At 72.1% G+C, this 20,979-nt stretch carries 21 protein-coding genes; 7 read left to right on the forward strand and 14 right to left on the reverse strand.

What is annotated here, in order from left to right:
• Positions 1-136 precede the first annotated feature (136 nt).
• Positions 137-958 carry a diacylglycerol kinase gene (locus OHA58_RS16425; protein WP_405479459.1) on the forward strand — a complete coding sequence of 274 codons (822 nt, stop codon included), beginning with the start codon at positions 137-139 and terminating at the stop codon, positions 956-958.
• Positions 959-970: 12 nt separating this feature from the next.
• Here the strand turns inward: OHA58_RS16425 and OHA58_RS16430 are convergent, their stop codons facing one another.
• Entirely contained in the window at positions 971-1,465 is a 495-nt protein-coding gene (locus OHA58_RS16430; protein WP_405479460.1) for a GbsR/MarR family transcriptional regulator, read from the reverse strand.
• 105 nt (positions 1,466-1,570) lie between these two features.
• On the opposite strand from OHA58_RS16430, the gene OHA58_RS16435 reads away from it, so the two are divergent.
• Both OHA58_RS16435 and OHA58_RS16440 read left to right on the forward strand, forming a co-directional pair.
• Entirely contained in the window at positions 1,571-2,503 is a 933-nt protein-coding gene (locus tag OHA58_RS16435; protein ID WP_405479461.1) for an ATP-binding cassette domain-containing protein, read from the forward strand.
• Complete coding sequence (locus OHA58_RS16440) at positions 2,500-4,146, forward strand: ABC transporter permease (protein ID WP_405479462.1); 1,647 nt, start codon at positions 2,500-2,502, stop codon at positions 4,144-4,146. Before OHA58_RS16435 ends, OHA58_RS16440 begins: the two co-directional genes overlap by 4 nt.
• Before the next feature lie 16 nt (positions 4,147-4,162).
• On the opposite strand, the gene OHA58_RS16445 is transcribed toward OHA58_RS16440, so the two are convergent.
• The 4 genes from OHA58_RS16445 to OHA58_RS16460 all read right to left on the reverse strand — a co-directional run bounded on the left by OHA58_RS16445 (position 4,163) and on the right by OHA58_RS16460 (position 7,886).
• The gene (locus OHA58_RS16445) at positions 4,163-4,747 is read right to left on the reverse strand and encodes a Uma2 family endonuclease (protein ID WP_405479464.1); all 585 of its coding nucleotides are present in this window, start codon (positions 4,745-4,747) and stop codon (positions 4,163-4,165) included.
• Between the two features lie 111 nt (positions 4,748-4,858).
• Positions 4,859-5,527 (reverse strand): response regulator, encoded by a 669-nt coding sequence (locus tag OHA58_RS16450; protein ID WP_405479466.1) that lies wholly within the window; start codon positions 5,525-5,527, stop codon positions 4,859-4,861.
• On the reverse strand, positions 5,524-6,909 hold the full coding sequence (locus tag OHA58_RS16455; protein ID WP_405479468.1) for a sensor histidine kinase: 1,386 nt from the start codon (positions 6,907-6,909) through the stop codon (positions 5,524-5,526). Before OHA58_RS16455 ends, OHA58_RS16450 begins: the two co-directional genes overlap by 4 nt.
• Before the next feature lie 104 nt (positions 6,910-7,013).
• A complete protein-coding gene (locus OHA58_RS16460) occupies positions 7,014-7,886 on the reverse strand; it encodes an alpha/beta hydrolase family protein (protein WP_405479470.1) in 873 nt (290 codons plus the stop codon).
• A gap of 121 nt (positions 7,887-8,007) precedes the next feature.
• Between OHA58_RS16460 and OHA58_RS16465 the strand changes: the two genes are divergently transcribed.
• Positions 8,008-8,658, forward strand: coding sequence for a TetR/AcrR family transcriptional regulator (locus tag OHA58_RS16465; RefSeq protein WP_405479471.1), 651 nt, complete (start codon positions 8,008-8,010; stop codon positions 8,656-8,658).
• Between the two features lie 48 nt (positions 8,659-8,706).
• Here OHA58_RS16465 and kynU read toward each other — a convergent pair whose 3' ends face one another.
• The 9 genes from kynU to OHA58_RS16510 all read right to left on the reverse strand — a co-directional run bounded on the left by kynU (position 8,707) and on the right by OHA58_RS16510 (position 17,219).
• Entirely contained in the window at positions 8,707-9,936 is a 1,230-nt protein-coding gene (gene kynU / locus OHA58_RS16470; protein WP_405479472.1) for a kynureninase, read from the reverse strand.
• Positions 9,929-10,768 carry a tryptophan 2,3-dioxygenase family protein gene (locus OHA58_RS16475; protein WP_405479474.1) on the reverse strand — a complete coding sequence of 280 codons (840 nt, stop codon included), beginning with the start codon at positions 10,766-10,768 and terminating at the stop codon, positions 9,929-9,931. The genes kynU and OHA58_RS16475 overlap by 8 nt, the downstream gene beginning before the upstream one ends.
• Before the next feature lie 156 nt (positions 10,769-10,924).
• Complete coding sequence (locus OHA58_RS16480; RefSeq protein WP_405479476.1) at positions 10,925-11,338, reverse strand: DUF3151 domain-containing protein; 414 nt, start codon at positions 11,336-11,338, stop codon at positions 10,925-10,927.
• 118 nt (positions 11,339-11,456) lie between these two features.
• A complete protein-coding gene (gene fbaA, locus OHA58_RS16485; protein WP_405479477.1) occupies positions 11,457-12,488 on the reverse strand; it encodes a class II fructose-bisphosphate aldolase in 1,032 nt (343 codons plus the stop codon).
• 167 nt (positions 12,489-12,655) lie between these two features.
• Positions 12,656-13,207 carry an orotate phosphoribosyltransferase gene (gene pyrE, locus OHA58_RS16490; RefSeq protein WP_266561964.1) on the reverse strand — a complete coding sequence of 184 codons (552 nt, stop codon included), beginning with the start codon at positions 13,205-13,207 and terminating at the stop codon, positions 12,656-12,658.
• A gap of 36 nt (positions 13,208-13,243) precedes the next feature.
• Positions 13,244-14,038: an aldose 1-epimerase gene (locus OHA58_RS16495; protein ID WP_405479478.1), complete on the reverse strand. Its 795-nt coding sequence runs from the start codon at positions 14,036-14,038 to the stop codon at positions 13,244-13,246.
• Positions 14,039-14,058: 20 nt separating this feature from the next.
• Positions 14,059-14,892: an SRPBCC domain-containing protein gene (locus tag OHA58_RS16500; RefSeq protein ID WP_405479479.1), complete on the reverse strand. Its 834-nt coding sequence runs from the start codon at positions 14,890-14,892 to the stop codon at positions 14,059-14,061.
• Between the two features lie 53 nt (positions 14,893-14,945).
• Positions 14,946-16,607: a polyamine aminopropyltransferase gene (locus OHA58_RS16505; protein ID WP_405479480.1), complete on the reverse strand. Its 1,662-nt coding sequence runs from the start codon at positions 16,605-16,607 to the stop codon at positions 14,946-14,948.
• Between the two features lie 90 nt (positions 16,608-16,697).
• Positions 16,698-17,219, reverse strand: coding sequence for a DUF2617 family protein (locus OHA58_RS16510; RefSeq protein WP_405479481.1), 522 nt, complete (start codon positions 17,217-17,219; stop codon positions 16,698-16,700).
• Between the two features lie 322 nt (positions 17,220-17,541).
• Between OHA58_RS16510 and OHA58_RS16515 the strand changes: the two genes are divergently transcribed.
• The 3 genes from OHA58_RS16515 to OHA58_RS16525 all read left to right on the forward strand — a co-directional run bounded on the left by OHA58_RS16515 (position 17,542) and on the right by OHA58_RS16525 (position 20,957).
• The gene (locus OHA58_RS16515; RefSeq protein ID WP_405479482.1) at positions 17,542-17,958 is read left to right on the forward strand and encodes a hypothetical protein; all 417 of its coding nucleotides are present in this window, start codon (positions 17,542-17,544) and stop codon (positions 17,956-17,958) included.
• Positions 17,959-18,024: 66 nt separating this feature from the next.
• Positions 18,025-19,236: a pyridoxal phosphate-dependent aminotransferase gene (locus OHA58_RS16520; protein WP_405479483.1), complete on the forward strand. Its 1,212-nt coding sequence runs from the start codon at positions 18,025-18,027 to the stop codon at positions 19,234-19,236.
• Between the two features lie 218 nt (positions 19,237-19,454).
• Positions 19,455-20,957 carry an effector-associated domain 2-containing protein gene (locus OHA58_RS16525; protein ID WP_405479484.1) on the forward strand — a complete coding sequence of 501 codons (1,503 nt, stop codon included), beginning with the start codon at positions 19,455-19,457 and terminating at the stop codon, positions 20,955-20,957.
• The last annotated feature ends 22 nt before the right edge of the window (positions 20,958-20,979 follow it).

The following is a 20,979-nucleotide window of genomic DNA, read 5'->3' on the forward strand; positions in this document are numbered from 1 at the left end:
CAAGACCAAGGTCAGGGGCCGTAGCCGCCTGTATGGGTGTGCCTTGGTGTGCCCCGGAATAGACGAAGCCCCTGGCGCAATAGCGCAAGGGGCTCTTGCACCAAGATGCTACCCGAGGAAGCGAGGCAGGACCGAGGTGGCGGCTTTTGACCAGCTACTGGTGGTCGTCGATCCGGTCGCCCGGCGTGCGGACGGCGAGTCGGTACGCATCGCGAAGGACGTGCTCGGCGCCGGTGCGACGGTGAAGGTGTGTCTGCCGGACGGGCCGGAGGAATTCGCGAAGGCGCTGGTCAGAAGGGGTTCCCGGCGGCCGGTGGTGATCGGGGACGACCGGGCGCTGCTGCGCGCGGTGGCGCTGCTGCACCGCGAGCGCGAGCTGGCGGGTTCCGTTCTCTCGTTCGTTCCGGTCGGGGCGAGTCTCTCGCTGGCGCGCTCCCTCGGGGTGCCGACCGACGCGGTGGCGGCGGCACGGGCGGCCCTGGAAGGCGTCGCGCGGCGGCTCGATCTGCTCGTCGACGACTCCGACGGGGTGGTGCTCGGGGATCTGCGGATCCCGCCCGTGGCGCACCCGGCGGCGCTGGGCTCCGACCCCGCGCACCACTGGCTGCGCACCTGCCAGTCCCTCGTCCGCACGCTCGCGGCGCGACCGCCGCGTATGACGGCGCCCTCGCCGGGGCCGCAGCGGCTGCGGGTCGAGGCGGACGGGGTGACGCTGGTCGATCTGGACCGGCCGGTCGAGGGCGTGAGCGTGGCCCCGGACGCGGCGGGCCGGGCCAACGTCGAGGTCAGGCCGTCCTCGGTGGGCGCGGAGGCGGGGCCCCTGCGGGTCCTCGCGCACACGGTGACGGTGTCGGGCCCAGACTTTCGCTACCGCGCGGACCAGGTGGTGGGCGGCCCCGTACGCACCCGCACGTGGACGGTACGGGCGGGTGCGTGGGGGCTGACACTGCCGGGGTGAGGGGCGGGCTTGTCAGCGGCCGAAGAGCTCGGCGCGGCGGGCCCGCCAGCGCTCCATCATGCCGTTCAGCTCGCCCTGCATGAACTCGAAGAACGCGAGGGTCTCAGCGAGGCGGCGGCCCGCCGGTGTCGTGTCACCGAGGCTCGCGACGCCCTCGCGGAGGGCGTCCTCCCAGTGCTTGAGCACCGAGTCCCGGTTGGCGAGGGCCTCGTACCACTGGTTGCTGTGCACCCGGAAGAGGTCGCGGCGCGAGCCGGGCTCCCGTTCGCGGGTGACCATGTGCTGCTGGGTGAGGTAGCGGACCGCCCCGGACACCGCTGCCGGGCTGATCCGGAGCCGCTCGCCGAGTTCGGCGGAGGTGAGGGCGCCGGAGTCGGACGCGAGCAGGGCGGCGAAGATCCGTGCGGGCATCCTGGGCATCCCGGCCTCGACCAGCTGCGAGGCGAAGCGTTCGACGAATCGGGACACCGGGTCGTCGCCCTGGTCGCGGATCTCTCCCGTAGGCATGAACTGATCATCCCCCTGTGTCACTGGCCTCTGCGTCACTGGCTCGTTGAGTTTATACGCTTCCTTAACTTCACAAATTTGTGAAACCAGCGTACGTTCTGAAACATGACGAAGGCAATCACCGTCTCCGGACTGCACAAGTCGTTCGGCAAGACGCATGCGCTCGACGGCCTCGACCTGGACGTCGAGACCGGTGAGGTCCACGGCTTCCTCGGCCCGAACGGCGCCGGGAAGTCCACGACCATCCGCGTCCTGCTCGGGCTGCTGCGCGCCGACTCCGGCGCGGTGCAGCTGCTCGGCGGCGACCCCTGGGCCGACGCTGTCGCCCTGCACCGCAGCGTCGCGTACGTGCCCGGCGACGTCACGCTGTGGCGCAACCTCAGCGGCGGCGAAGTCATCGACCTGTACGGGCGTCTGCGCGGCGGTCTCGACAAGGCGCGGCGCGCGGACCTGATCGAGCGGTTCGAACTCGACCCGACGAAGAAGGGCCGCATCTACTCCAAGGGCAACCGGCAGAAGGTCGCCCTGGTCGCCGCGTTCGCGTCCGACGTCGACCTGCTCATCCTCGACGAGCCGACGTCCGGCCTCGACCCGCTGATGGAGGAGGTCTTCCAGGACTACGTGCGCGAGGCGGCGCGGGAGCGCGGGCAGACCGTGCTGCTGTCCTCACACATCCTCAGCGAGGTCGAGTCGCTCTGCGACCGGGTCAGCATCATCCGCAAGGGGCAGACCGTCGAGACGGGCACGCTCAGCGAGCTCCGGCACCTGACCCGCACCAGCGTCACCGCCGAACTCGCCTCCGCGCCCAACGGGTTGGCGGCGCTCCCCGGTGTCCATGACCTCGACGTACAGGGTCTGCGGGTCAAGCTCCAGGTCGACAGCGACAAGCTGGACGCGGTCCTCAAGTCCCTCACGGAGTCCGGCGTACGATCGCTCGCCAGCACGCCGCCCACGCTCGAGGAACTGTTCCTGCGTCACTACCAAGAGGACACAGCCGACGCGGCACACCAGGTCACCGAAGGGGCGATGTCACGATGACCGCCACCGCGGCAGCCGACACGCGCTTCGCGCCACGCGCCGCCGGCTCACGTCAACTCGCGGGCACCGGCACCCTGTTGAGGCTCGCGCTGCGCCGCGACCGGATCATGATCCCGGTCTGGGTCGCCGTCATCCTCATGATGGTCCTGTCGATGCCGGGCTCCCTGAGGAGCGTGTACGGCACGGCCGCCGAGCGCGCGGACATCGCGCAGTCGATGGCCACGAACAGCTCGATGCGGGCCATGTACGGGCCGGTGTTCTCCGACTCCCTCGGCGGGCTCGTCGCCTGGCGCATCGGCGTCTACGCGGGCTTGCTCGCCGCCGTCATGAGCCTGCTCATCGTCGTACGGCACACCCGTGACGAGGAGGAGAGCGGGCGGCAGGAGCTGGTGTCGTCGGCGATGGTGGGGCGGCGCGCGCCGCTGACCGCCGCGCTGCTCGCCGCGCTCGTCGCCAACGCCGCCACCGCGCTCCTCATCGCGGGCGGGCTCGCTTCCCAAGGGGGCGGCGGAGCACTGGCGTTGGGGCTCGTGACCGCCGGGACGGGCATGATGTTCGCGACGATGGCGGCGATCGTCGCACAGCTCACGGAGAGCGCGCGGCTCGCCAAGGGGCTCACGTCGGCGGTGCTCGGCCTGGCGTTCGCGCTGCGGGCCGCGGGCGACTCGGGTACCGGGGGGTCCCCCCAGGCTTTCGGCTCTGAGGGAGGTTCGTCGGTGCTGACGTGGCTGTCGCCGCTGGGCTGGCTGGAGAACACGCGGGCGTTCGCGGACGAACGCTGGTGGGTGCTGCTCCTGTTCGTGGCGGGGGTCGGCGCGCAGGGAGCGGCGGCGTACGCGCTCGCCGGGCGGCGCGACCTCGGGATGAGCTTCCTGCCGAGCCGGCCCGGGCCGGCCGAGGGCCGCCTCGGTACGGCGGGCGCGCTCGCCTGGCGGCTCCAGCGGGGCAGCGTCTTCGGGTGGAGCCTCGGGTTCCTCGTCGCCGGGGTCGCCTTCGGCGGGATGACGCAGGGCGCGACCGACCTGGTCGGCGACAACGCCAAGACCCGCGACATCATCGAGCGGATGGGTGGCCAGTCCGGCGTCACGGACGCGTTCCTCGCCACGATGGTCGGCATGCTCGGGATGGTCGCCGCGCTGTACATCGTCTCGTCGGTGCTGCGCCTCAGCGGCGAGGAGACCTCGCAGCGCGCCGAACCGGTCCTCGCGGGCGCGGTCGGCCGGCTGCGGTGGGCGGGCGGCCATCTCGCCATCGCGTTCGGCGGAGCGGCCCTGATCATGGTCCTCGGCGGGATCGGCCTCGGAATCGGCTACGGCAAGAACTTCGGCCCGGTCCTGGGCGCCTGCCTCACACAGCTCCCGGCCATCTGGGGCGTCGGCGGCCTCGCGGTGCTGCTGTTCGGGGTGTTCCCCAGGGCGGCGGTGGCGGCCTGGGCGGTGGCGGGTGTCGCCCTGCTCCTCGGCTGGATCGGCCCGGCGCTCGACCTCCCGCAGTCGGTCATGAACCTCTCGCCCTACGGCCACCTGCCCAAGCTCCCGGGCGGCGAGATGGCCTGGACCCCGGTGCTCGTCCTGACGGCGGTCGCGGTGGGGTTTGTCGCGGGGGGCCTGGCGGGGCTGCGGCGTCGGGATCTGTCGAGCTGAGGAGCACGATTCGAGGTCAACGGACGTAGTTCTTCAGGGACTCGGTGTCGAGTTCGATGCCGACCGGGTCGGGGACGATCACCTTCTCGCCGAACTTCACGGTGTGGGTGTCGCGGTAGCCCCCGGCCTCCCGGTCCGCGTTGCTGTGCACGGTGACAGTGCAGGACTCCCTGTCGATGAGCAAGTACGCCGGGATCCCGGCCTCACCGTAGGCCGACGGCTTCTCACGGCGGTCCCGGTTGTCGCTGTCGGAGTCGTACGAGGTGACTTCGATGACGAGCAACGCCCCTGCCGGGTCCGCCCATTCCCCGTGTCCCGCGAAGTGGGCCTCGGGCGCCAGCACTCCGTCCGGCCTGGCTCGGCCCTGGCGGTAGGCCCCTACTCGTAGTCCCTGCCCCTGGTACAGATCCAGATCGGGCCTGGACTGCATGCAGCGCCGTGCCAGCCACTGCACGATCGTGTTGTGGTCCCCATCGGCCACCTGCTTGACCTCGATCCGTCCGTTGATGAACTCCAACGTGACGGTCTCGGGGGCGCCGAGGGCGATCTCCTCGAACTCCTCCACGGACATCTGAGACGTGCGCTCGGCCATGACCGTCATGTTGCACCCCTTTCCAGGCTGAAGCCAGTGTGGCCAGCCCGAGCGCCCGTGGAGTCCTTTCACCGGCGGTTCAGCCATGTGAGTGATCGCCAGCCACGCCCGCCGTCCCGCTCAGCCCGGGGTGACCAGCCGCGCCTCGTACGCGAAGACCGCCGCCTGGGTGCGGTCGCGCAGGCCCAGCTTCACGAGGACCCGGCTGACATGGGTCTTGATGGTCGACTCGGCGACGACCAGCCGTTCGGCGATCTCCGCGTTCGACAGGCCCTGGGCGATCAGGACCAGCACCTCCGTCTCGCGCTCCGTCAGCTCGCCGAACGCCCCCGGGTTCGCCACCGCCGGCAGCTTCGGGATCTCGGACAGCTTGGAGAACTCCGTGATCAGGCGGCGGGTGACCGAGGGGGCGAGGAGCGCCTCGCCCTCGGCCACCACCCTTACTCCGTCGGCCAGTTGGCGGGCCGAGGCGTCCTTGAGGAGGAAGCCGGAGGCACCGGCGCGCAGGGCCTGGTAGACGTACTCGTCGAGGTCGAAGGTGGTCAGGACGAGCACCTTCGCGCTGCCGTCCATCGCGGCGATCTCACGGGTGGCCTCGATGCCGTTCAGCTCCGGCATGCGGATGTCCATGAGGACGACGTCCGGGGAGAGCTCACGGACCCGGGCGATCGCCTCGCGGCCGTTGACCGCCTCGCCGACGACCTCGATGTCGGGCATCGCGTTGAGCAGCACCGAGAAGCCCTCGCGGACCATCATCTGGTCGTCGGCGATCAGTACACGGATGGTCATGCGGGGTCTCCCGACTGGTCCGTCGCCGTCGTCGACTGCGGCGCGGGCTCCGGCTCCGGCTCCGGTGTCGCCACCGGCACGAACGCCGCCACCTCGTAGCCGCCGTCCGCCGTGGGGCCCGCCGTCATCTCGCCGCTCAGCATCGCGATGCGCTCCCGCATGCCCGTGATCCCGTGGCCCGCGCCCGGCGAGGGCTTGACCAGACCCGTCGGCGGGCCGTTCACGATGCGCAGGCCAAGACCCCCGAGGACGTACGACACCTCGACGCGCGCCTCGGCGCCGGGCGCGTGCCGCAGCGCGTTGCTCAGCGCCTCCTGCACGATGCGGTACGCCGACAGCTCGACGCCCTGCGGCAGGTCGCGGACCGCGCCGGTGACCGTCTGCCCGACCCGGAGCCCGGCCTCCCGCACGTTCTCCAGGAGCCGGCCGAGGTCGGCGAGCGTCGGCTGCGGGGCGTCGGGCGCCTCGTAATCCTCTGCCCGTACGACGCCGAGGACGCGGCGCAGCTCGGTGAGCGCCGCCACCGCGTTCTCGCGGATCGTGACGAACGCCTGCTCCAGCTCCGGGGGCGGGTTCTCCACGCGGTAGGGCGCGGCCTCCGCCTGGATCGCGACGACCGACATGTGGTGCGCGACCACGTCGTGCAGTTCGCGGGCGATGTTCGTGCGCTCCTCCAGGAGCGTGCGCTTGTCCCGCTCCACTGCCGTGACCTGGCGCTGCGCGGTCATCTCCACCTTCGCCTCGCGCCTGATGTGCACCGACGTGGTGACGAGGAGCGCGAGCGCGGAGACGAAGAGCATCGGCGCGGTGTCCGGGTCCATGCTGTACCAGAAGACCGACGCGAAGAAGCCGAAGGCAGCCGTGCCCGCCCACATCCAGGCCGCCGTGCGGGGCCGGGTCCTGGCCGCGACCACCGTCATCACGACGAGGTGCGCGAAGAACCCGGCGGGCGCCCACGGGGCGCCGAATCCGTCCCCTCCCATGATCGCGACGAACGGCGTCGACACGAGGGATATCCACCATGCCCCGACCGGCCTGATCAGCGTCATCGCCACGGCGAGTGCCGGGATGAACCCGGACAGCGCGTGGATCACGTCGCCGCCCATCGCGTCACCGACGGCGAACGCGATCAGCAGCGTGAACAGGGCGGCGCCCAGGACCACGGCGTGCGGCGTCCACACCGCGTAGCGGCGCACCCGCTCCGGCAGCCGCCCGACCAGCGGGCCGTCCGGCGACCACGGCGGCAGCGGACGGTAGGCGAAGGGATCCTTGAACAGGTCCTGCCGCAGGCCGCTCAGCGCGCCGGCGGCGAGACGGTACTCGGGGCTGCGGCTCTTGGCCCCCGTCGGCATCGTCTGGGTCTGGGTCTGGGTCTCGGTCACGTACAGCACCGTAAGCGGCGGCCCGCCCCGAAGGCGTCCCACGGGAGGAGGGTCCTGGGCCCTCCGTCGCAGGTACTACACGCTCCCGCCGGGGCCGGGCGCCGTCACCACGCCAGCTGGGCGATCTCCTCCGCCACCACGGCGCACGCGTCCGCGGCGGGGTCGATCAGCGGGAAGTGGCCGACGTCCTCCAGGAGCGTGAGCCCCACGACCTCGCCCGCCTTCGCCGCCGCGTCCGCGTAGGCCTCCGCGACCGCGTAGGGCACCGTCGTGTCCGCCCGTCCCTGCACCAGCGTCGTCGCGATGCCCGTGGGCAGCAGCGCGGCGGGGTCCGCGTACGGCAGCCGCTCCTCGAACACGGCCTCGCCGCCCAGGAATTGGGCGGGTGCACCGGAGCAGACGTCGAGGTCGCGGGCCGTCACGAAGTCGGCGATCGGGGCGAGCGCGACGACGCCGCGCAGCGGTGCGGGGGCGGCGGTGTGCCAGGGCGCGTCCTCGGGCAGCAGATGCCGCGCGGCGGCCCACAGGGCGAGCTGCCCGCCGGCCGAGTGCCCCACGACGACGGTGCGCCGCGGATCACCCTGCGGCAGCACGTCCCGTACGAGGCGGGGGAGGGCGTCGAGGGCAGCGGCGATGTCGTCGAACGTCTCCGGCCAGCGCCCCGCCACCGGACCCCTGCCGCCCTGCTGGGGCAGCGAACTCCCGCGCCGGTACTCGACGTTGGCGACCGCGAAGCCGCGCCGTGCCAGGAAGTCGGCGAACGGCGTGAGGTGCTGCCGGTCGTAGGGGGCGCGCCACGCGCCGCCGTGCAGGACCACCACCAGAGGCGCGGAATCCGCACCGTCGCGGGGCGCGTAGAAGTCGACGACCTGGTCCGGGTGATCCCCGTACGCGGCGGTGACGTCGGGCGGGACCACGGGGTGCGAGAAGGCCGATGCCTCTTCGGCCTCGTCGCGGGCGGCGGCGTCGTCCGGCATGCTCCAACCTCTCAGCGTCACGGCGGAATTGGAAAGTATGCGGACGCTACCAGGCCGGTGACGTGGGCGGACACACACCGTAACCGGATAAACGGTTCCCCTGTGCCGTTACCCTGGCCGTATGCCCGAACAAGCAGAGCCCGGGACCGCCCCTTCGGGCCCCGGCACCGTGCAGGCGGAGCCCGGCACCGTCCGTCCCGGTGGGCGCACGGCACGGGTCCGCGCCGCCGTCCTCGACGCCGCCGGTGACGTGCTCGCCGAACAGGGCTTCGCCCATCTCGACCTGGCGGACGTCGCGCGGCGCGCGGAGGTCGGCAAGACGACGGTGTACCGGCGCTGGGGCTCGGTCACGGGGCTCGTCGCCGATCTCCTCGCCGACATGGCCGAGCAGTCGCTGCCGCGCACCGACACCGGCACCCTGCGCGGCGACCTGCGGGCCAACGCCCGCCTGGTGCGGCGCACGCTGGCCGACCCCCGCCAGGGCGCCCTGTTCCGGGCCGTCATCGCGGCCGCGACCTGCGACGAGAAGACGTCGGCGGCCCTGCGCCGCTTCTACGAGGTACGGGTCGCCGAGTGGGCGCCGTGCGTGGAACAGGCCGTGCAGCGCGGCGAGTTGAGGCCCGGCACGGACCCGGCCGCCGTCGTACGCGCCGTGTCCGCACCCCTCTACTACCAGCTCCTGACGGCCGGATCCGCGCCGACCGAAGCCGACGCGGACCAGGCCGCCGACGCCGCCGTCGCGGCGGCGGAAGCGGGCGTCTACACCACCTGAGGCATCCCTACGCCGCCTGAGGCGTCCCTAATACCGCCCGAGGCATCCCTACGCCGCCGCGGCCGCCAGCTGATCCGCGAGGACCCGCGCGGCCCGCTCCACCTCGGCGAACCCGAGGTACAGCGGGGTGAAGCCGAACCGCAGCACGTCAGGGGCCCGGTAGTCGCCGACGACACCCGCCGCGATCAGCCGCTCCATGACCGCGCCCGCGTCATCACACCGCAGCGCCACCTGGCTGCCGCGCTCGGCGTGCGCCGACGGCGTCACCGACTCGACCCGCCCCGCGGGCACATACGCCTCGACGCACTCCAGGAAGAAGTCCGTCAGCGCGAGCGACTTGGCGCGTACCGCGTCGACCGGCACCCCGTCCCAGACGTCGAGCGCCGCCTCCAGGGCGAGCATGGACAGGATGTCGGGAGTGCCGACCCTGCCCCGCACAGCCCCGTCCCCGGCCTCGTACGAGGGCCGCATCCCGAACGGCTCGGCGTGCGAGTTCCACCCCGGCAGCGGCGAGTCGAAGCGGCTCTGGAGATCACTGCGCACATACAGGTACGCGGGTGAACCGGGGCCGCCGTTCAGGTACTTGTACGTGCAGCCGACCGCGAGGTCGACCCCGTGCTCGTCGAGCCCGACCGGCAGGGCGCCCGCGCTGTGGCACAGGTCCCAGACGGATACGGCGCCCGCGCGGCGTACCGCGGCGGTCAGCGCGGGCAGGTCGTGCAGGCGGCCCGTGCGGTAGTCGACGTGGTTGAGGAGCACCGCGGCCGTACGGTCGCCGAGCGCGCCCGGGACCTCCGCGGGGGTCAGCGGACGCAGCGTGCAGCCCGTCATCCGGGCGGCGGACTCGGCGATGTACCCGTCGGTGGGGAACGTCGTCGCGTCGACGAGGATCTCGTCGCGGCCCTCGCCGGCCAGCCGCACCGCGCCCACCAGGGCCTTGAACACATTGACGCTGGTCGAGTCGCCGACCACGATCTGGCCCGGGGCGGCCCCCACCAGCGGGGCTATCCGGTCGCCGATCCGCTCGGGTGCCGTCCACCAGCCCGACTCGGTCCAGGAGCGGATGCGCAGCTCGCCCCACTGCCGGCGCACGACGTCCTCGACGCGCCCCGGCACATGCGCGGGGAGCGCGCCGAGCGAGTTGCCGTCGAGGTACACGGTGTCGCCGGCGTCGTCCAGGACGAACCGCTCGCGCACCTTGCCCAGCTCGTCGGCGGCGTCCAGTTCCAGGGCCTTCGCGGCCAGGGCGGTCACGTCGGAGGCGGTCACGTCAGACATGGGACCTCGCTGTCCACAGCTCGGGGAACACGTTCTTCTGCGCGCGCTTCTCCAGCCAGGCCACGCCCGCGGAGCCGCCCGTGCCCGTCTTGGCGCCCATCGCCCTGCGGGTCGCCACCAGGTGGTCGTTGCGCCATCGCCACACCAGCTCGGCGACGTCGGTGAGGGCCTCGCCGAGGCGGGCCAGCTCGTCGCCCTCGTCACCGGCGTACAGCGCGGTCCACACGGCCTCGACCTCGGGGGACGGCACGTACTTCTGCGCCACGTCCCGCTTGAGCACGGCCTCGGGGACGGCGTGGCCGCGGCGGGCGAGCAGCCGCAGCACCTCGTCGTACAGGCTCGGCTCCTCCAGCGCCTTCTCCAGCTCCGCGTACACGCGCGGCGCGCCCCGGTGCGGGACCAGCATGGAGGAGGACTTCTCGCCGAGCAGGAACTCCATGCGCCGGTACATCGCCGACTGGAAGCCGGAGCCCTCGCCGAGAGCGGCCCGGTAGGAGTTGAACTGCGCGGGGGTCAGCTGGCCGAGCGGGCGCCACGACGCGTTCAGCGCGTCCAGCTCGCGCACGGAGCGCTTCAGGGCGGCCACCGCGGTCGGCACGTCGTCGCCGCGCAGGGCCCGCGCCGCGGTCTCCCACTCGTGGACGATGACCGTGAACCACAGCTCCATCACCTGGGTCGTGACCAGGAAGACCATCTCTCCGGGGTCGTCGGAGCGGGTGTGCTGGAGGTGGGTGAGGACGTCGGCCTGGACGTAGTCCTCGTAAGGGGTGGTCCCCGCAAAGTCGAGATACGGCGTCTCTGGCTCGTTCGACTCGTGAGCCTCGTGGGACATCGCTGTCTCCTTGAACGTACTCCGGGTAGCGGTCCGCCCCTGCCGATTCCGGCACGGGGGCCCCGGTCCCCACGAGCATCCTCCGCAATCGTCCCCCGAAACGGCAAGGCCCGCCCGGTCAGCTCGTCACGGGCGGGCCTGCACAAGTGCGGGAATCTAGCCCAGGGTCTGGGCCGCGGCGGGCGAGGAGTCCTTGAGGAACTGCGCGCAGCGCTCGTACTCCTCCTGCTCGCCGATGGACTGCGCGGCGCGCGCGAGGGCGTGCAGGGCGCGCAGGAAGCCGCGGTTCGGCTCGTGCTCCCACGGCACCGGGCCGTGGCCCTTCCAGCCGCTGCGGCGCAGCGAGTCGAGGCCGCGGTGGTAACCGGTACGGGCGTACGCGTACGACTCGACGACGCTGCCGCGCTCGAACGCCTCGTCGGCGAGGCGCGCCCAGGCGAGGGAGGAGGTCGGGTACTTCGCGGCGACATCGGCGGGCGCCGTGCCGCTCGCGAGCAGCTCGCGCGGCTCCGGGTCGTCGGGCAGCTGGGTCGGGGGCGGTCCCCCGAGAAGGTTCTCGTGAAGGCTCATGGGTTCCAGTCTGCGTCATGACCGGCGGTGCGTTCCATGTCAGCGGCGCCCCCTGGCATGCCGGAGGCCCGGCACCCACGAAGGGTGCCGGGCCCCGGCGTCGTACGAGAAGCGGCGCTTACTTGAGCTTCGTGCCCGTGGAGCGCAGGTTCGCGCAGGCCTCGGAGACGCGCTTGGCCATGCCCGCCTCGGCGGACTTGCCCCAGGTGCGCGGGTCGTACTGCGACTTCACGCCGACCTCGCCGTCGACCTTCAGGACGCCGTCGTAGTGGCGGAACATGTGGTCCGCGACCGGACGCGTGAAGGCGTACTGGGTGTCGGTGTCGAGGTTCATCTTCACGACGCCGTTCTCCAGCGCCGTCGCGATCTCCTGCTCGGTGGAGCCGGAGCCGCCGTGGAAGACGAAGTCGAACGGCTGCGACCCGGCCGTCTTGCCGTACTTGGCGCCGACGCCCTCCTGGAGGCCCTTGAGGAGCTCCGGACGCAGGACGACGTTGCCCGGCTTGTACACGCCGTGCACGTTGCCGAAGGACGCGGCGAGCAGGTAGCGGCCCTTCTCGCCCAGGCCCAGGGCCTCGGCGGTGCGGATCGCGTCGTCGACGGTCGTGTACAGCTCGTCGTTGATCTCGTGGCTGACGCCGTCCTCCTCGCCACCGGTCGGGGTGATCTCGACCTCGAGGATGATCTTCGCGGCGGCGGCCTTCGCGAGCAGCTCCTGGCCGATGGCCAGGTTGTCGGCGAGGGTCTCCGCGGAGCCGTCCCACATGTGGGACTGGAACAGCGGGTTGCGGCCGGCCTTGACGCGCTCGGCGGAGATGTCGAGCAGCGGGCGCACATAGCCGTCCAGCTTGCCCTTGGGGCAGTGGTCGGTGTGCAGCGCGACGGTGACGTCGTACTTCTCGGCGATGATGTGCGCGTACTCGGCGAGGGCCACGGCGCCCGTCACCATGTCCTTGTTGTACTGGCCGCCCAGGAACTCCGCACCACCGGTGGAGATCTGGATGATGCCGTCGCTCTCGGCCTCCGCGAAGCCGCGCAGCGCAGCGTTCAGGGTCTGCGAGGAGGTCACGTTGATGGCCGGGTAGGCGAACTTGCCGGCCTTCGCCCGGTCCAGCATCTCGGCGTAGACCTCGGGGGTTGCGATGGGCATGTGTCCGCTCCTTGGGATGTGCGGGTGTGTGCTGTCAGACCCTGACCTGGGGCCTCTCGTCTGGATCGGCCCCGGATGGCGACGTCATCGTCGCCCCCATCTTTCCAGACTTGCCGGACAGCTCCAGTCCTGGTCGCGTACTGGGTCCGGCCCGTTATCGACCGGCCTCAGTCGAGGCCCAGCTCGTCCTTGCCGTACGCGAACAGGTACGGGACCCCGGCGCCCTCGGTGATCTTCTCGGCGGCACCGGTGGCGCGGTCCACGATCGTGGCGACGCCGACGACCTCGGCACCGGCCTCGCGCACGGCCTCCACGGCGGCGAGCGGGGAGCCGCCGGTGGTGGACGTGTCCTCGACGACGAGGACGCGACGGCCCTTGATGTCCGGGCCCTCGACACGGCGCTGCATGCCGTGCGCCTTGGCGGCCTTGCGGACCACGAACGCGTCGAGGCGCTCGCCCCGGGCGGCGGCCGCGTGCAGCATGGCGCCGGCGACCGGGTCGGCGCCCATCGTCAGGCCGCCCACGGCGTCGAAGTCGAGGTCGGCGGTCAGGTCGAGGAGCACCTGGCCCACCAGCGGGGCGGCCTCGCCGTCGAGAGTGATGCGGCGCAGGTCGATGTAGTAGTCCGCCTCCAGACCGGAGGAGAGCGTCACCTTGCCGTGCACCACGGCCTTGTCCTTGATCTGCTGGAGAAGCGCGTCGCGCACGTCGTTCGTCATGGCTACGAGCTTAGACCGACCCTCTTGGGCTCCGGCTCAGAGCGCTCGCCACGTCCAGGTGGTCGTCGCCTCCAGGGGATTCACCGGGGTGACGAGGCGCGGCAGCGTGTTCAGGCCGTCCGGCGGGCCGGTCTGCGGCTCCACGCACACGGCCGCCTCCTGCTCGTCGTAGACGACGACCCACTGCTCCCGGCTCGCGACCTTGACCTCGAACTGCCGCGGCCAGGTCAGGGTCACGTCCACACCGTCGGGCATGCCGAAGCAGTCGTCCCAGGGGCCGTCCGTGCGGTCGATCCGCTTGCCGGTGGGAAGGTGGTCGTCGCCGCGCTCCTCCTGCCAGGCCGGGGAGAAGTCGACGCGCACGCCGTCGGCGGAGCCGTCGAGGGTCCGGTTGAACCAGGGGTGCCAGCCGACCTGCGCGGGGAACGAGTCGCCGTACGTCTCGATGCCGAGCGTCAGCGTGAGCGAGTCCTCGGTGAGGCGCACCATCTGGGTGACCCGGCCGGGCCAGGGCCAGGGCTCGGCGAGGTCGTACGTGAAGACGGCGTCGTCGGCGCTCGCGCGGGCGGTCGTCCACTCGGCGTCGCGGGCGAAGCCGTGGATGGCGTGGGGCGGCGAGTTCAGGGGCATCCGGTACGTCCGCCCGCCGTCCCGGAACCTGCCTTCCCTGACGCGGCCGCACCACGGCACCATCGGGAAGCAGCCGTACTTCTCCCCCTGCCGGAGGAGTTCGGTGCCGCCGATCCGCAGGCTGCTCACGCGGCAGCCGTTGCCCGGCTGCACGGTCACTTCCGCGTCACCCGCGGTCAGCGTCGTTTCCTGGGTAGTCACGGGCCGACCTTACTTTTCGATCAGCGCCGGCGGCGCAGTACCCGGCCGACGACGATCGCGGACGCGACCACGACGGCGGCGGCGGGCGCGGCCCAGCGCAGCGTGGCGGTGGCCGTCGTGGACTCGGGCGCGGGCACCGGGGCGTAGCGGCCGCGCGGCGGCGCGTGGTCGACCTCCTCGGCGCTGCGGCCGATCATGGTGCGGCGGGCGTGGGCGGCCTCGGCGGGCGGCACGTCGGCGTCGAACCCGGCGTCTTCGCCGGCAGCGTCGGCCGTGTTGGCTTCAGGGTCCAGCTCCGCGAAGGGGGCGAGCGAGGGCGGCGGGATCTCGGTCTCGAAGACGGAGGTGTGGGAGTCGTCGGTGGCGTCCTCCGCGTCCTCTGCGTCCTCGGTGTCCTCAGTACGGGCCGCGTCCTCCGCCCCCGGGTCCGTCCCCGGCTCCGCCGCCGTGCCGAGTGCCTCCGCGAAGCGGGTCAGGAGGCGGCGTACAGCGGACTGCACCGCGTCGTCGGGGAGTTCGGCGACCCGGCCGTCCCCGCTGCCCGACGCCACGAACGTGACCTTCGAGCCGCCGGACGCCGCGGCTACCCGTACCGTCACCGCGAACTTCACGGAACCGGTCCCCCGCGCCTCGGTGCCGTCGCCCTCGACCGCGAACGCCCCGGTCTCCGTCTCGGTGACGCGCAGGGAGCCGCGGTAGGTGATGGTGTGGCCGCCGATGCGGAGCTTCAGCCGGCCGCCGTCGCCGGAGGCCTCCCGCTGAAGCCCGGGCACCGCCCTCGCCACCAACTCGGGGGCCGCCAGCGCGCCCCTCAACGACTCCGCCGGAACCGGAACGAACACCTCATGCTCCATGCCGCCCGAGCCTACCCACGCCCGGCCCCACGCGTCCCGTGTTCGGCCCGTACTCAGTCGGCGTACCGCGGATGAACCAGCGTCGACGGCGCGAGTCCGGTGATCCTCGAGCGCTCCGCCGCCCGCACCCGCTCGCGCGGCACGGCCCCCTGAGGCAGCGGTCGCGGGCCCGCGAGCTCGAACCCCCAGTCGCTCGGCGCCCGCGTCCCGTCGAGCGTCCGGTCGGGCCCGTCGCCGATCCCGGCGAGCCGGTCCCACGCCCCGTGCCGCCGCCCGGCCGGGGCCGGCGGTTCGCCCGTGCCCACCCAGTACGGCACCGTCCGCAGGCCCGCCGCGCGCAGCGTCGTGTCGACCGTCCAGAACACGCGGGGCCGCGACGACAGCGACCCGGCGTGCACGACGAGCCGCCCGTCCGGGGCGAGGACCTGGGCCGCCAGGCCGTAGAACTCCTGCGAGTACAGCTTCGTGGCGGCCGTGATCCCGGGGTCGGGCAGATCGGAGATCACCACGTCGTACGGGGTGTGCGGGCCGCGCAGCCAGCGGAAGGCGTCCGCGGTCACGGCCCGCACGCGCGGGTCCTCGTAGACGTGCCCGTTGAGCGCGCTCAGTGGCGGATCGTTTCTCGCGAGGCGGGCGACGCCCGGGTCGATCTCGACGATGTCCAGGTGCCGCACCCCGGGGAAGCGCAGGACCTCGCGGGCGGCGAGGCCGTCACCGCCGCCGAGGATGAGCACGCGCGCGTGCGGTCCGGCCATCGCGGGCCGCACGAGGGCCTCGTGGTAGCGCTGCTGGTCGCGGCCGCTGACGCGCAGGCGCCCGTCGAGGTAGAGGTTGAGCGGCTCGTGCCTCCCGCCGGTGAGCACGATCTCCTGTACGCCGGTCTGGACGGCGACGCGTACGTCCTTGCCGTACATGGCCTGCCGGGCGGCCCGCTCGAAGTCGTCGACGAGGGCCGCGGCACAGGCGAGCAGGCCGAGCACGACGACGTTCGCCACGAGGAGCGTCCAGCGGCCGCGGCGCGTGAGGTCCCTGCGGAACAGGCCGAGCACGAGGGCGCCGCCCGCGAGCGCGTTGACCGCGCCGGTCAGCAGCGCGCCCGTCAGCTGCCCGAGCATCGGCAGCAGAAGGAACGGGAAGGCGAGCCCGCCGACGAGCGCGCCCACGTAGTCGGCGGCGAACAGGTCGGCGACGGCGCCGCCGGGGTCCTGCCGTCTGATCCGCTGGATGAGCACCATCAGGAGGGGCACTTCGGCGCCGATGAGCACGCCGATGGCGAGGGAGAACCCGACGAGCATGTAGCGCGAGCCGCCCGCCCAGGATCCGCCCCAGTCGCCGGTCCACGCGAACACCGCGTACAGCGCGATCGCGCTGCACCCGCCGACCAGCGCGAGCACGGCCTCGACCGCGCCGAACCCGGCGGCGGCCCGCAGCCGCAGCCGCTTGGCCCCGAGCGAGCCGATGCCCATGGCGAAGACCATCACGGACAGGACGACGGACGCCTGGGTGACCGAGTCGCCGATCAAGTACGAGGCGAGTGCGACCAGTTCGAGTTCGTACACGAGTCCGCAGGCCGCGCAGAGGAAGACGCCCGCGAGCACGAGGAACCGCCCCGTCGCCGGCTTTACGGGGAGGGGTGCCACGGGGAGGGGTGCCCTGCCCTCCTCGCTCCGGGCACGCGGGACGCGGGACGGGACGGGGGTGCGCGGCTCGATCACGTTGGGAACGCTACGTCACCGCGCAACTCCGTCGAGTCACCCACACGTGTGGAAGTGGGCCCGTGCGCGCATGGGCCGCGGCCCATGGCGTCACAGCATCGCGGCCGGGGTCCGCACGCCCACCCGGGTCCGGGTGACGACGAGTTGACCCTCCTGCGGATAGGCGTGCCAGGTGCGCCAGCGCACCTGACCCTCCTGCCGGTGGGCGAGCAGTGCGGTGAAGGCGTGCGGGCTGCCGGGGAACACCCCGGCGAGACCGTTGGGATGGTCGGACACCAGCGCGATGAGTTCCTGTGCGCGGCCCGCGAACGAGCCCTCGGAGAGGGTCTCGACGTGTGCCGCGAATTCGTACTCCCAGTCGCCGACGCGCTTGGCGACGCCGAGCGGCAGCGGGGTGCTGCTGCCCGGGATGCAGGCGACGGTCTCGGAGCAGCTACCCTGCTCCTCCTCCAGGAGTACCTGGTGCGAGGCGCCGAGGAGCCTCAACTGGAGCTTGGCACCGGCGAGTTCGAGATCGAGCATGGCGAGCGCGGGCAGCGGTTCGCGGCCGAGAGCCCAGGCCAGGTCGTCCGCACGCGTGTCGGTGTAGGCGGTGTTCAGGGTCGTGAGCATGGGTCGGCTCCGCTAACACGCAAAAGGAGGTGAGGCCGGCGCTGAAGGGGGAAGGCCGGCACGTGCCCACGCGAACACACGAGGGCCGCTTTGACGGTTAAGAGAGAATCATGAACAGTGGCGCCGCCACAGGGTTTTTACCCAACTTCGCCTGGTTTCCATCCCCTCCGGGGACCCCACAGCTCAACTGTTCAACTTCTCTCGGCAACTTGCGTACCGTTCCCGCGCAACGGACCTTTCCGGGCGCACATAGCGCCCTGTTCGTCGCACGTTTCTCCGGCTGACTCACACATACGTACGGCCCACGCGGACCGGCTGCCCCGTGTCAGCCGCCTCCCTGTGGGCCGTACGTGCCTGGTGGCGCGGTCAGCTTCCGCCGCCGCACCCGCCCCCGCCGCCGCAGGAGGACCCGCCTCCGCAGGAGCTGCCGCCCCCGCACGAGGATCCGCCGCCGCAGGAGTGCCCGTGGTGTCCGCCGGAGCTGCCGGAGCTGCCGGACGAGCAGGAGTACCCGCCCGCCGCACCGCCGCCGGCCCACCAGCTGCTGGAACTGCCCGACCGGCGGCTGCCCGACCGACCCTTGCTCAGTGACGTCTTCCCGCTCCGCGCCTTGCCCGAGCCGCCCGCGGACGACACGGCCACGACGATGCCCACGATCACAAGTACAAAGATGATGGCTCCGATGATCACGGCCCTCACCTTCCTCTCATTCCCCCGAGAACGCCCCCGTCGGGCGTGACTCGGGGATTCCCGGGCCCGCGCCCCGTCAAAGCAGAGTTGAGGAACTCCAGAGGTTCGGCGCAGGATGGCGGCCATGACCTCCAGCGCGCGCCCCCTGCTCAACCGCCGTCTCGCCGAGTTCGGGACCACGATCTTCGCGGAGATGTCCGCGCTGGCCACGGCGACCGGCTCGATCAACCTCGGCCAGGGCTTCCCCGACACGGACGGCCCCGAGGAGATCCGCGAGGCGGCCGTACGGGCGCTGCGCGACGGCCGCGGCAACCAGTACCCGCCGGGCCCCGGCGTCCCCGAGCTGCGCACCGCGATCGCCGCCCACCAGGAGCACCGCTACGGCCTGTCCTTCGACCCGGACCGCGAGGTCCTCGTCACGGCCGGCGCCACCGAGGCCATCGCCGCCTCGCTGCTCGCCCTGGTCGAACCCGGCGACGAGGTCGTCGCGCTGGAGCCGTACTACGACTCGTACGCGGCGAGCATCGCGCTGGCGGGCGGCACCCGCGTCCCCGTCACCCTGCGCCCCGACAGTGCCCGCGGCGGAGCCGCTGAAGGAAACGGTTTCCGGCTCGACCTGGACGAGCTGCGCGCCGCGGTCACCGACCGCACCCGCCTCCTGCTGATCAACACCCCGCACAACCCCACCGGCACCGTCCTCACGCGCGAGGAACTCACCGCGATCGCGGCGCTCGCCGTCGAACGCGACCTCCTGGTGATCACGGACGAGGTGTACGAGCACCTGACGTTCGGCGACGCCGGGCACATCCCGCTCGCCACGCTCCCCGGCATGCGCGAGCGCACGGTGACCATCGGGTCCGCCGGCAAGACTTTCTCGTTCACGGGCTGGAAGGTCGGCTGGGTGACGGCGTCGCCCGAGCTGGTCACCGCGGTCCGCTCGGCCAAGCAGTTCCTCACCTACGTCGCGTCCGGCCCCTTCCAGTACGCGGTCGCCGAGGCACTCGCCCTGCCCGACTCGTACTACGACGCCTTCCGCGCCGACATGAGCGCCAGGCGCGACCTCCTCGCGGACGGTCTCGCGGCGGCCGGCTTCGAGGTGTTCCGGCCCGCGGGCACGTACTTCGTCACCACCGACATCCGCCCGCTCGGCGAGAGCGACGGCTTCGCGTTCTGCCGCGCGCTGCCCGAACGCGCGGGTGTCGTCGCCATCCCGAACGCGGTGTTCTACGACCACCGCGAGGCGGGCGCCCCCTTCGTACGGTTCGCGTTCTGCAAGCGGATCCCGGTGCTCGAAGAGGCGGTCGACCGCCTCAAGAAGCTCGCCTGAGACCCGGGTCCCGAGCGGTACCCCGATGAACGTGTGATCCAAATGGGACGGTTGAGACCGTACCCACATGCGGCTCTTCGTCATACCCTTGCTGGCTCGGGCAGCGACAGTACGACCGCTGCCGCGGGACGCGTGAGGGGGACACGTGGAAGTGGCTCGACCGACTGCGGACATTTATCCGGCGGGTGCCACCCGGTGGCGCAACCGCCGAGACGGCCATGCCTGAGCGCCCGTCCCCGTACCCGGCCTTTCCCGCGAGCGAAGAGCAGCTCGTGGAGGCGCTGATGCGGGTGTCCGTCATGGAGGACCGGCGCAGCCGCCGGATGTGCGTGGACCGGGCGCTGCACCGGCTCGGACAGCGCCTGTCCGTGGCCGAGTTCGCCGACAAGAAACCGCACATCGTCGAAATGGTGCGGGTGTTCGGCGCGGTGCCCCAGGGCTGGCTGCGGCTGGTGGAGGCCGTCCGGTATCTGGCGGACGACGATCTGGCCTCGCTCCAGGCATCCGCCCTCGTGGAGTCGCCGCTGCCGCCGGCCGGCGACCCGGCGCAGCGGGCCGCGCTCGACCCGCTCCTGAGCGGCCTGGACCGCGGCTCCGTGCCGGACCTCGCCGACCTGTTCCGTCATGTGGCCGGGGACAGCTTCGGGCCGCTGCCGAGGACGACCCGCACGGCACGCGAGGCGTACGAGCTCCTGGAGCAGTGCAACGTTCCCTCGGACGGGATACCGAGGAGCGTGCGCTTCCTGCACGAACTGGCCTATCTGGTCGGCCCGGAGCGCGGCGACCCGCTCAGGGTCTGGCTAAGCCGCCACATCCGCTCCCTCGCCGACGCGGGCCCCGGGGGGCAGCGCATGCTCGAAGCCGTCCGCACCTCCACCGGAAGCTGGCGAAGAGACCCCGGCCGTGAAGCCTTCCTGGTGATCCGGCTCCAGCCGTTGACCGAGTCACCCGACCGTGTCGCACTCACCTGCTGGACGAGTACCGGCAACGCGTGGGAGCCGCGCCAGCGGGACGACCGGGAGCTGCGCCTGACGGAGGTGCCCGACTGGGTCGCCACCCTCGTCGACCGGGAGGAGGAGCGGCTGCGCAACCACCACGGCGGCATCGTCGTGGAGTTCATCCTCTCCCTGGCGATGGCGAACACACCGGTGGAGGACTGGACCCGGCCGACCCCCTTCGGGCCGCGGCAGCCCGGCCTCGGCACGTCGGCCCCGTACCGCCCTCCGCTGGGCATGGACTACAAGGTCGTCATACGCAGTCTGGAGCGGATGGAAGCACGCCAGGTCCACCGGGTGTGGAACGCGCGCTGGGAGGTGCTGAGGAGCGGGGGCGCGGGGCGCGTGCACCGGTGCGAAACCGGCGCTGGGTCCCAACAACAGGCTCTCTACGCCAAGTTGAAGCACAATCAGGCCATTGTGCTGATGACTCTGGGGTCGTCACCCGACTCGGAACACGGGCTCAGCGAGCTGACGCTCGGCCTCCAGGCGGGCCTGCCGGTGCTGCTCTGGGCTCACCAGGGACCTCTCGACGACACCGAGCACGCGGAACTCCACCGGCTCGCCGAAACGGGTGCCTGGGACGACTTGTTGGAGACGGTCACGCGCTTGCGCTTCTCTCCCAGAACACGCGACGATGGGCCGGAGGGTTCCATCGACTCTCGTATCGCTGTGCTGTGGGACGATCCGAGCCGCCTTCCCGAAGTACCGGAATCAGCGAGTTGAAGACTTCCAGCCCAACCAGGTG

The sequence above is a fragment of the Streptomyces sp. NBC_00009 genome (genome assembly GCF_045040855.1).
GTDB classification, from domain to species: domain Bacteria; phylum Actinomycetota; class Actinomycetes; order Streptomycetales; family Streptomycetaceae; genus Streptomyces; species Streptomyces aureus.

Excerpts from the sequence above, each read along its gene's own strand:
- OHA58_RS16435 (WP_405479461.1), top strand. The coding sequence starts at position 1,571 with ATGACGAAGGCAATCACCGTCTCCGGACTGCACAAGTCGTTCGGCAAG.
- fbaA (WP_405479477.1), bottom strand. The coding sequence starts at position 12,488 with ATGCCCATCGCAACCCCCGAGGTCTACGCCGAGATGCTGGACCGGGCG.
- OHA58_RS16450 (WP_405479466.1), bottom strand. The coding sequence starts at position 5,527 with ATGACCATCCGTGTACTGATCGCCGACGACCAGATGATGGTCCGCGAG.
- OHA58_RS16510 (WP_405479481.1), bottom strand. The coding sequence starts at position 17,219 with ATGCTCACGACCCTGAACACCGCCTACACCGACACGCGTGCGGACGAC.
- OHA58_RS16480 (WP_405479476.1), bottom strand. The coding sequence starts at position 11,338 with ATGAGCCTTCACGAGAACCTTCTCGGGGGACCGCCCCCGACCCAGCTG.
- OHA58_RS16430 (WP_405479460.1), bottom strand. The coding sequence starts at position 1,465 with ATGCCTACGGGAGAGATCCGCGACCAGGGCGACGACCCGGTGTCCCGA.
- OHA58_RS16520 (WP_405479483.1), top strand. The coding sequence starts at position 18,025 with ATGGCGGCCATGACCTCCAGCGCGCGCCCCCTGCTCAACCGCCGTCTC.
- OHA58_RS16440 (WP_405479462.1), top strand. The coding sequence starts at position 2,500 with ATGACCGCCACCGCGGCAGCCGACACGCGCTTCGCGCCACGCGCCGCC.
- OHA58_RS16445 (WP_405479464.1), bottom strand. The coding sequence starts at position 4,747 with ATGACGGTCATGGCCGAGCGCACGTCTCAGATGTCCGTGGAGGAGTTC.
- pyrE (WP_266561964.1), bottom strand. The coding sequence starts at position 13,207 with ATGACGAACGACGTGCGCGACGCGCTTCTCCAGCAGATCAAGGACAAG.
- OHA58_RS16460 (WP_405479470.1), bottom strand. The coding sequence starts at position 7,886 with ATGCCGGACGACGCCGCCGCCCGCGACGAGGCCGAAGAGGCATCGGCC.
- OHA58_RS16465 (WP_405479471.1), top strand. The coding sequence starts at position 8,008 with ATGCCCGAACAAGCAGAGCCCGGGACCGCCCCTTCGGGCCCCGGCACC.
- kynU (WP_405479472.1), bottom strand. The coding sequence starts at position 9,936 with ATGTCTGACGTGACCGCCTCCGACGTGACCGCCCTGGCCGCGAAGGCC.
- OHA58_RS16475 (WP_405479474.1), bottom strand. The coding sequence starts at position 10,768 with ATGTCCCACGAGGCTCACGAGTCGAACGAGCCAGAGACGCCGTATCTC.
- OHA58_RS16500 (WP_405479479.1), bottom strand. The coding sequence starts at position 14,892 with ATGGAGCATGAGGTGTTCGTTCCGGTTCCGGCGGAGTCGTTGAGGGGC.
- OHA58_RS16525 (WP_405479484.1), top strand. The coding sequence starts at position 19,455 with ATGCCTGAGCGCCCGTCCCCGTACCCGGCCTTTCCCGCGAGCGAAGAG.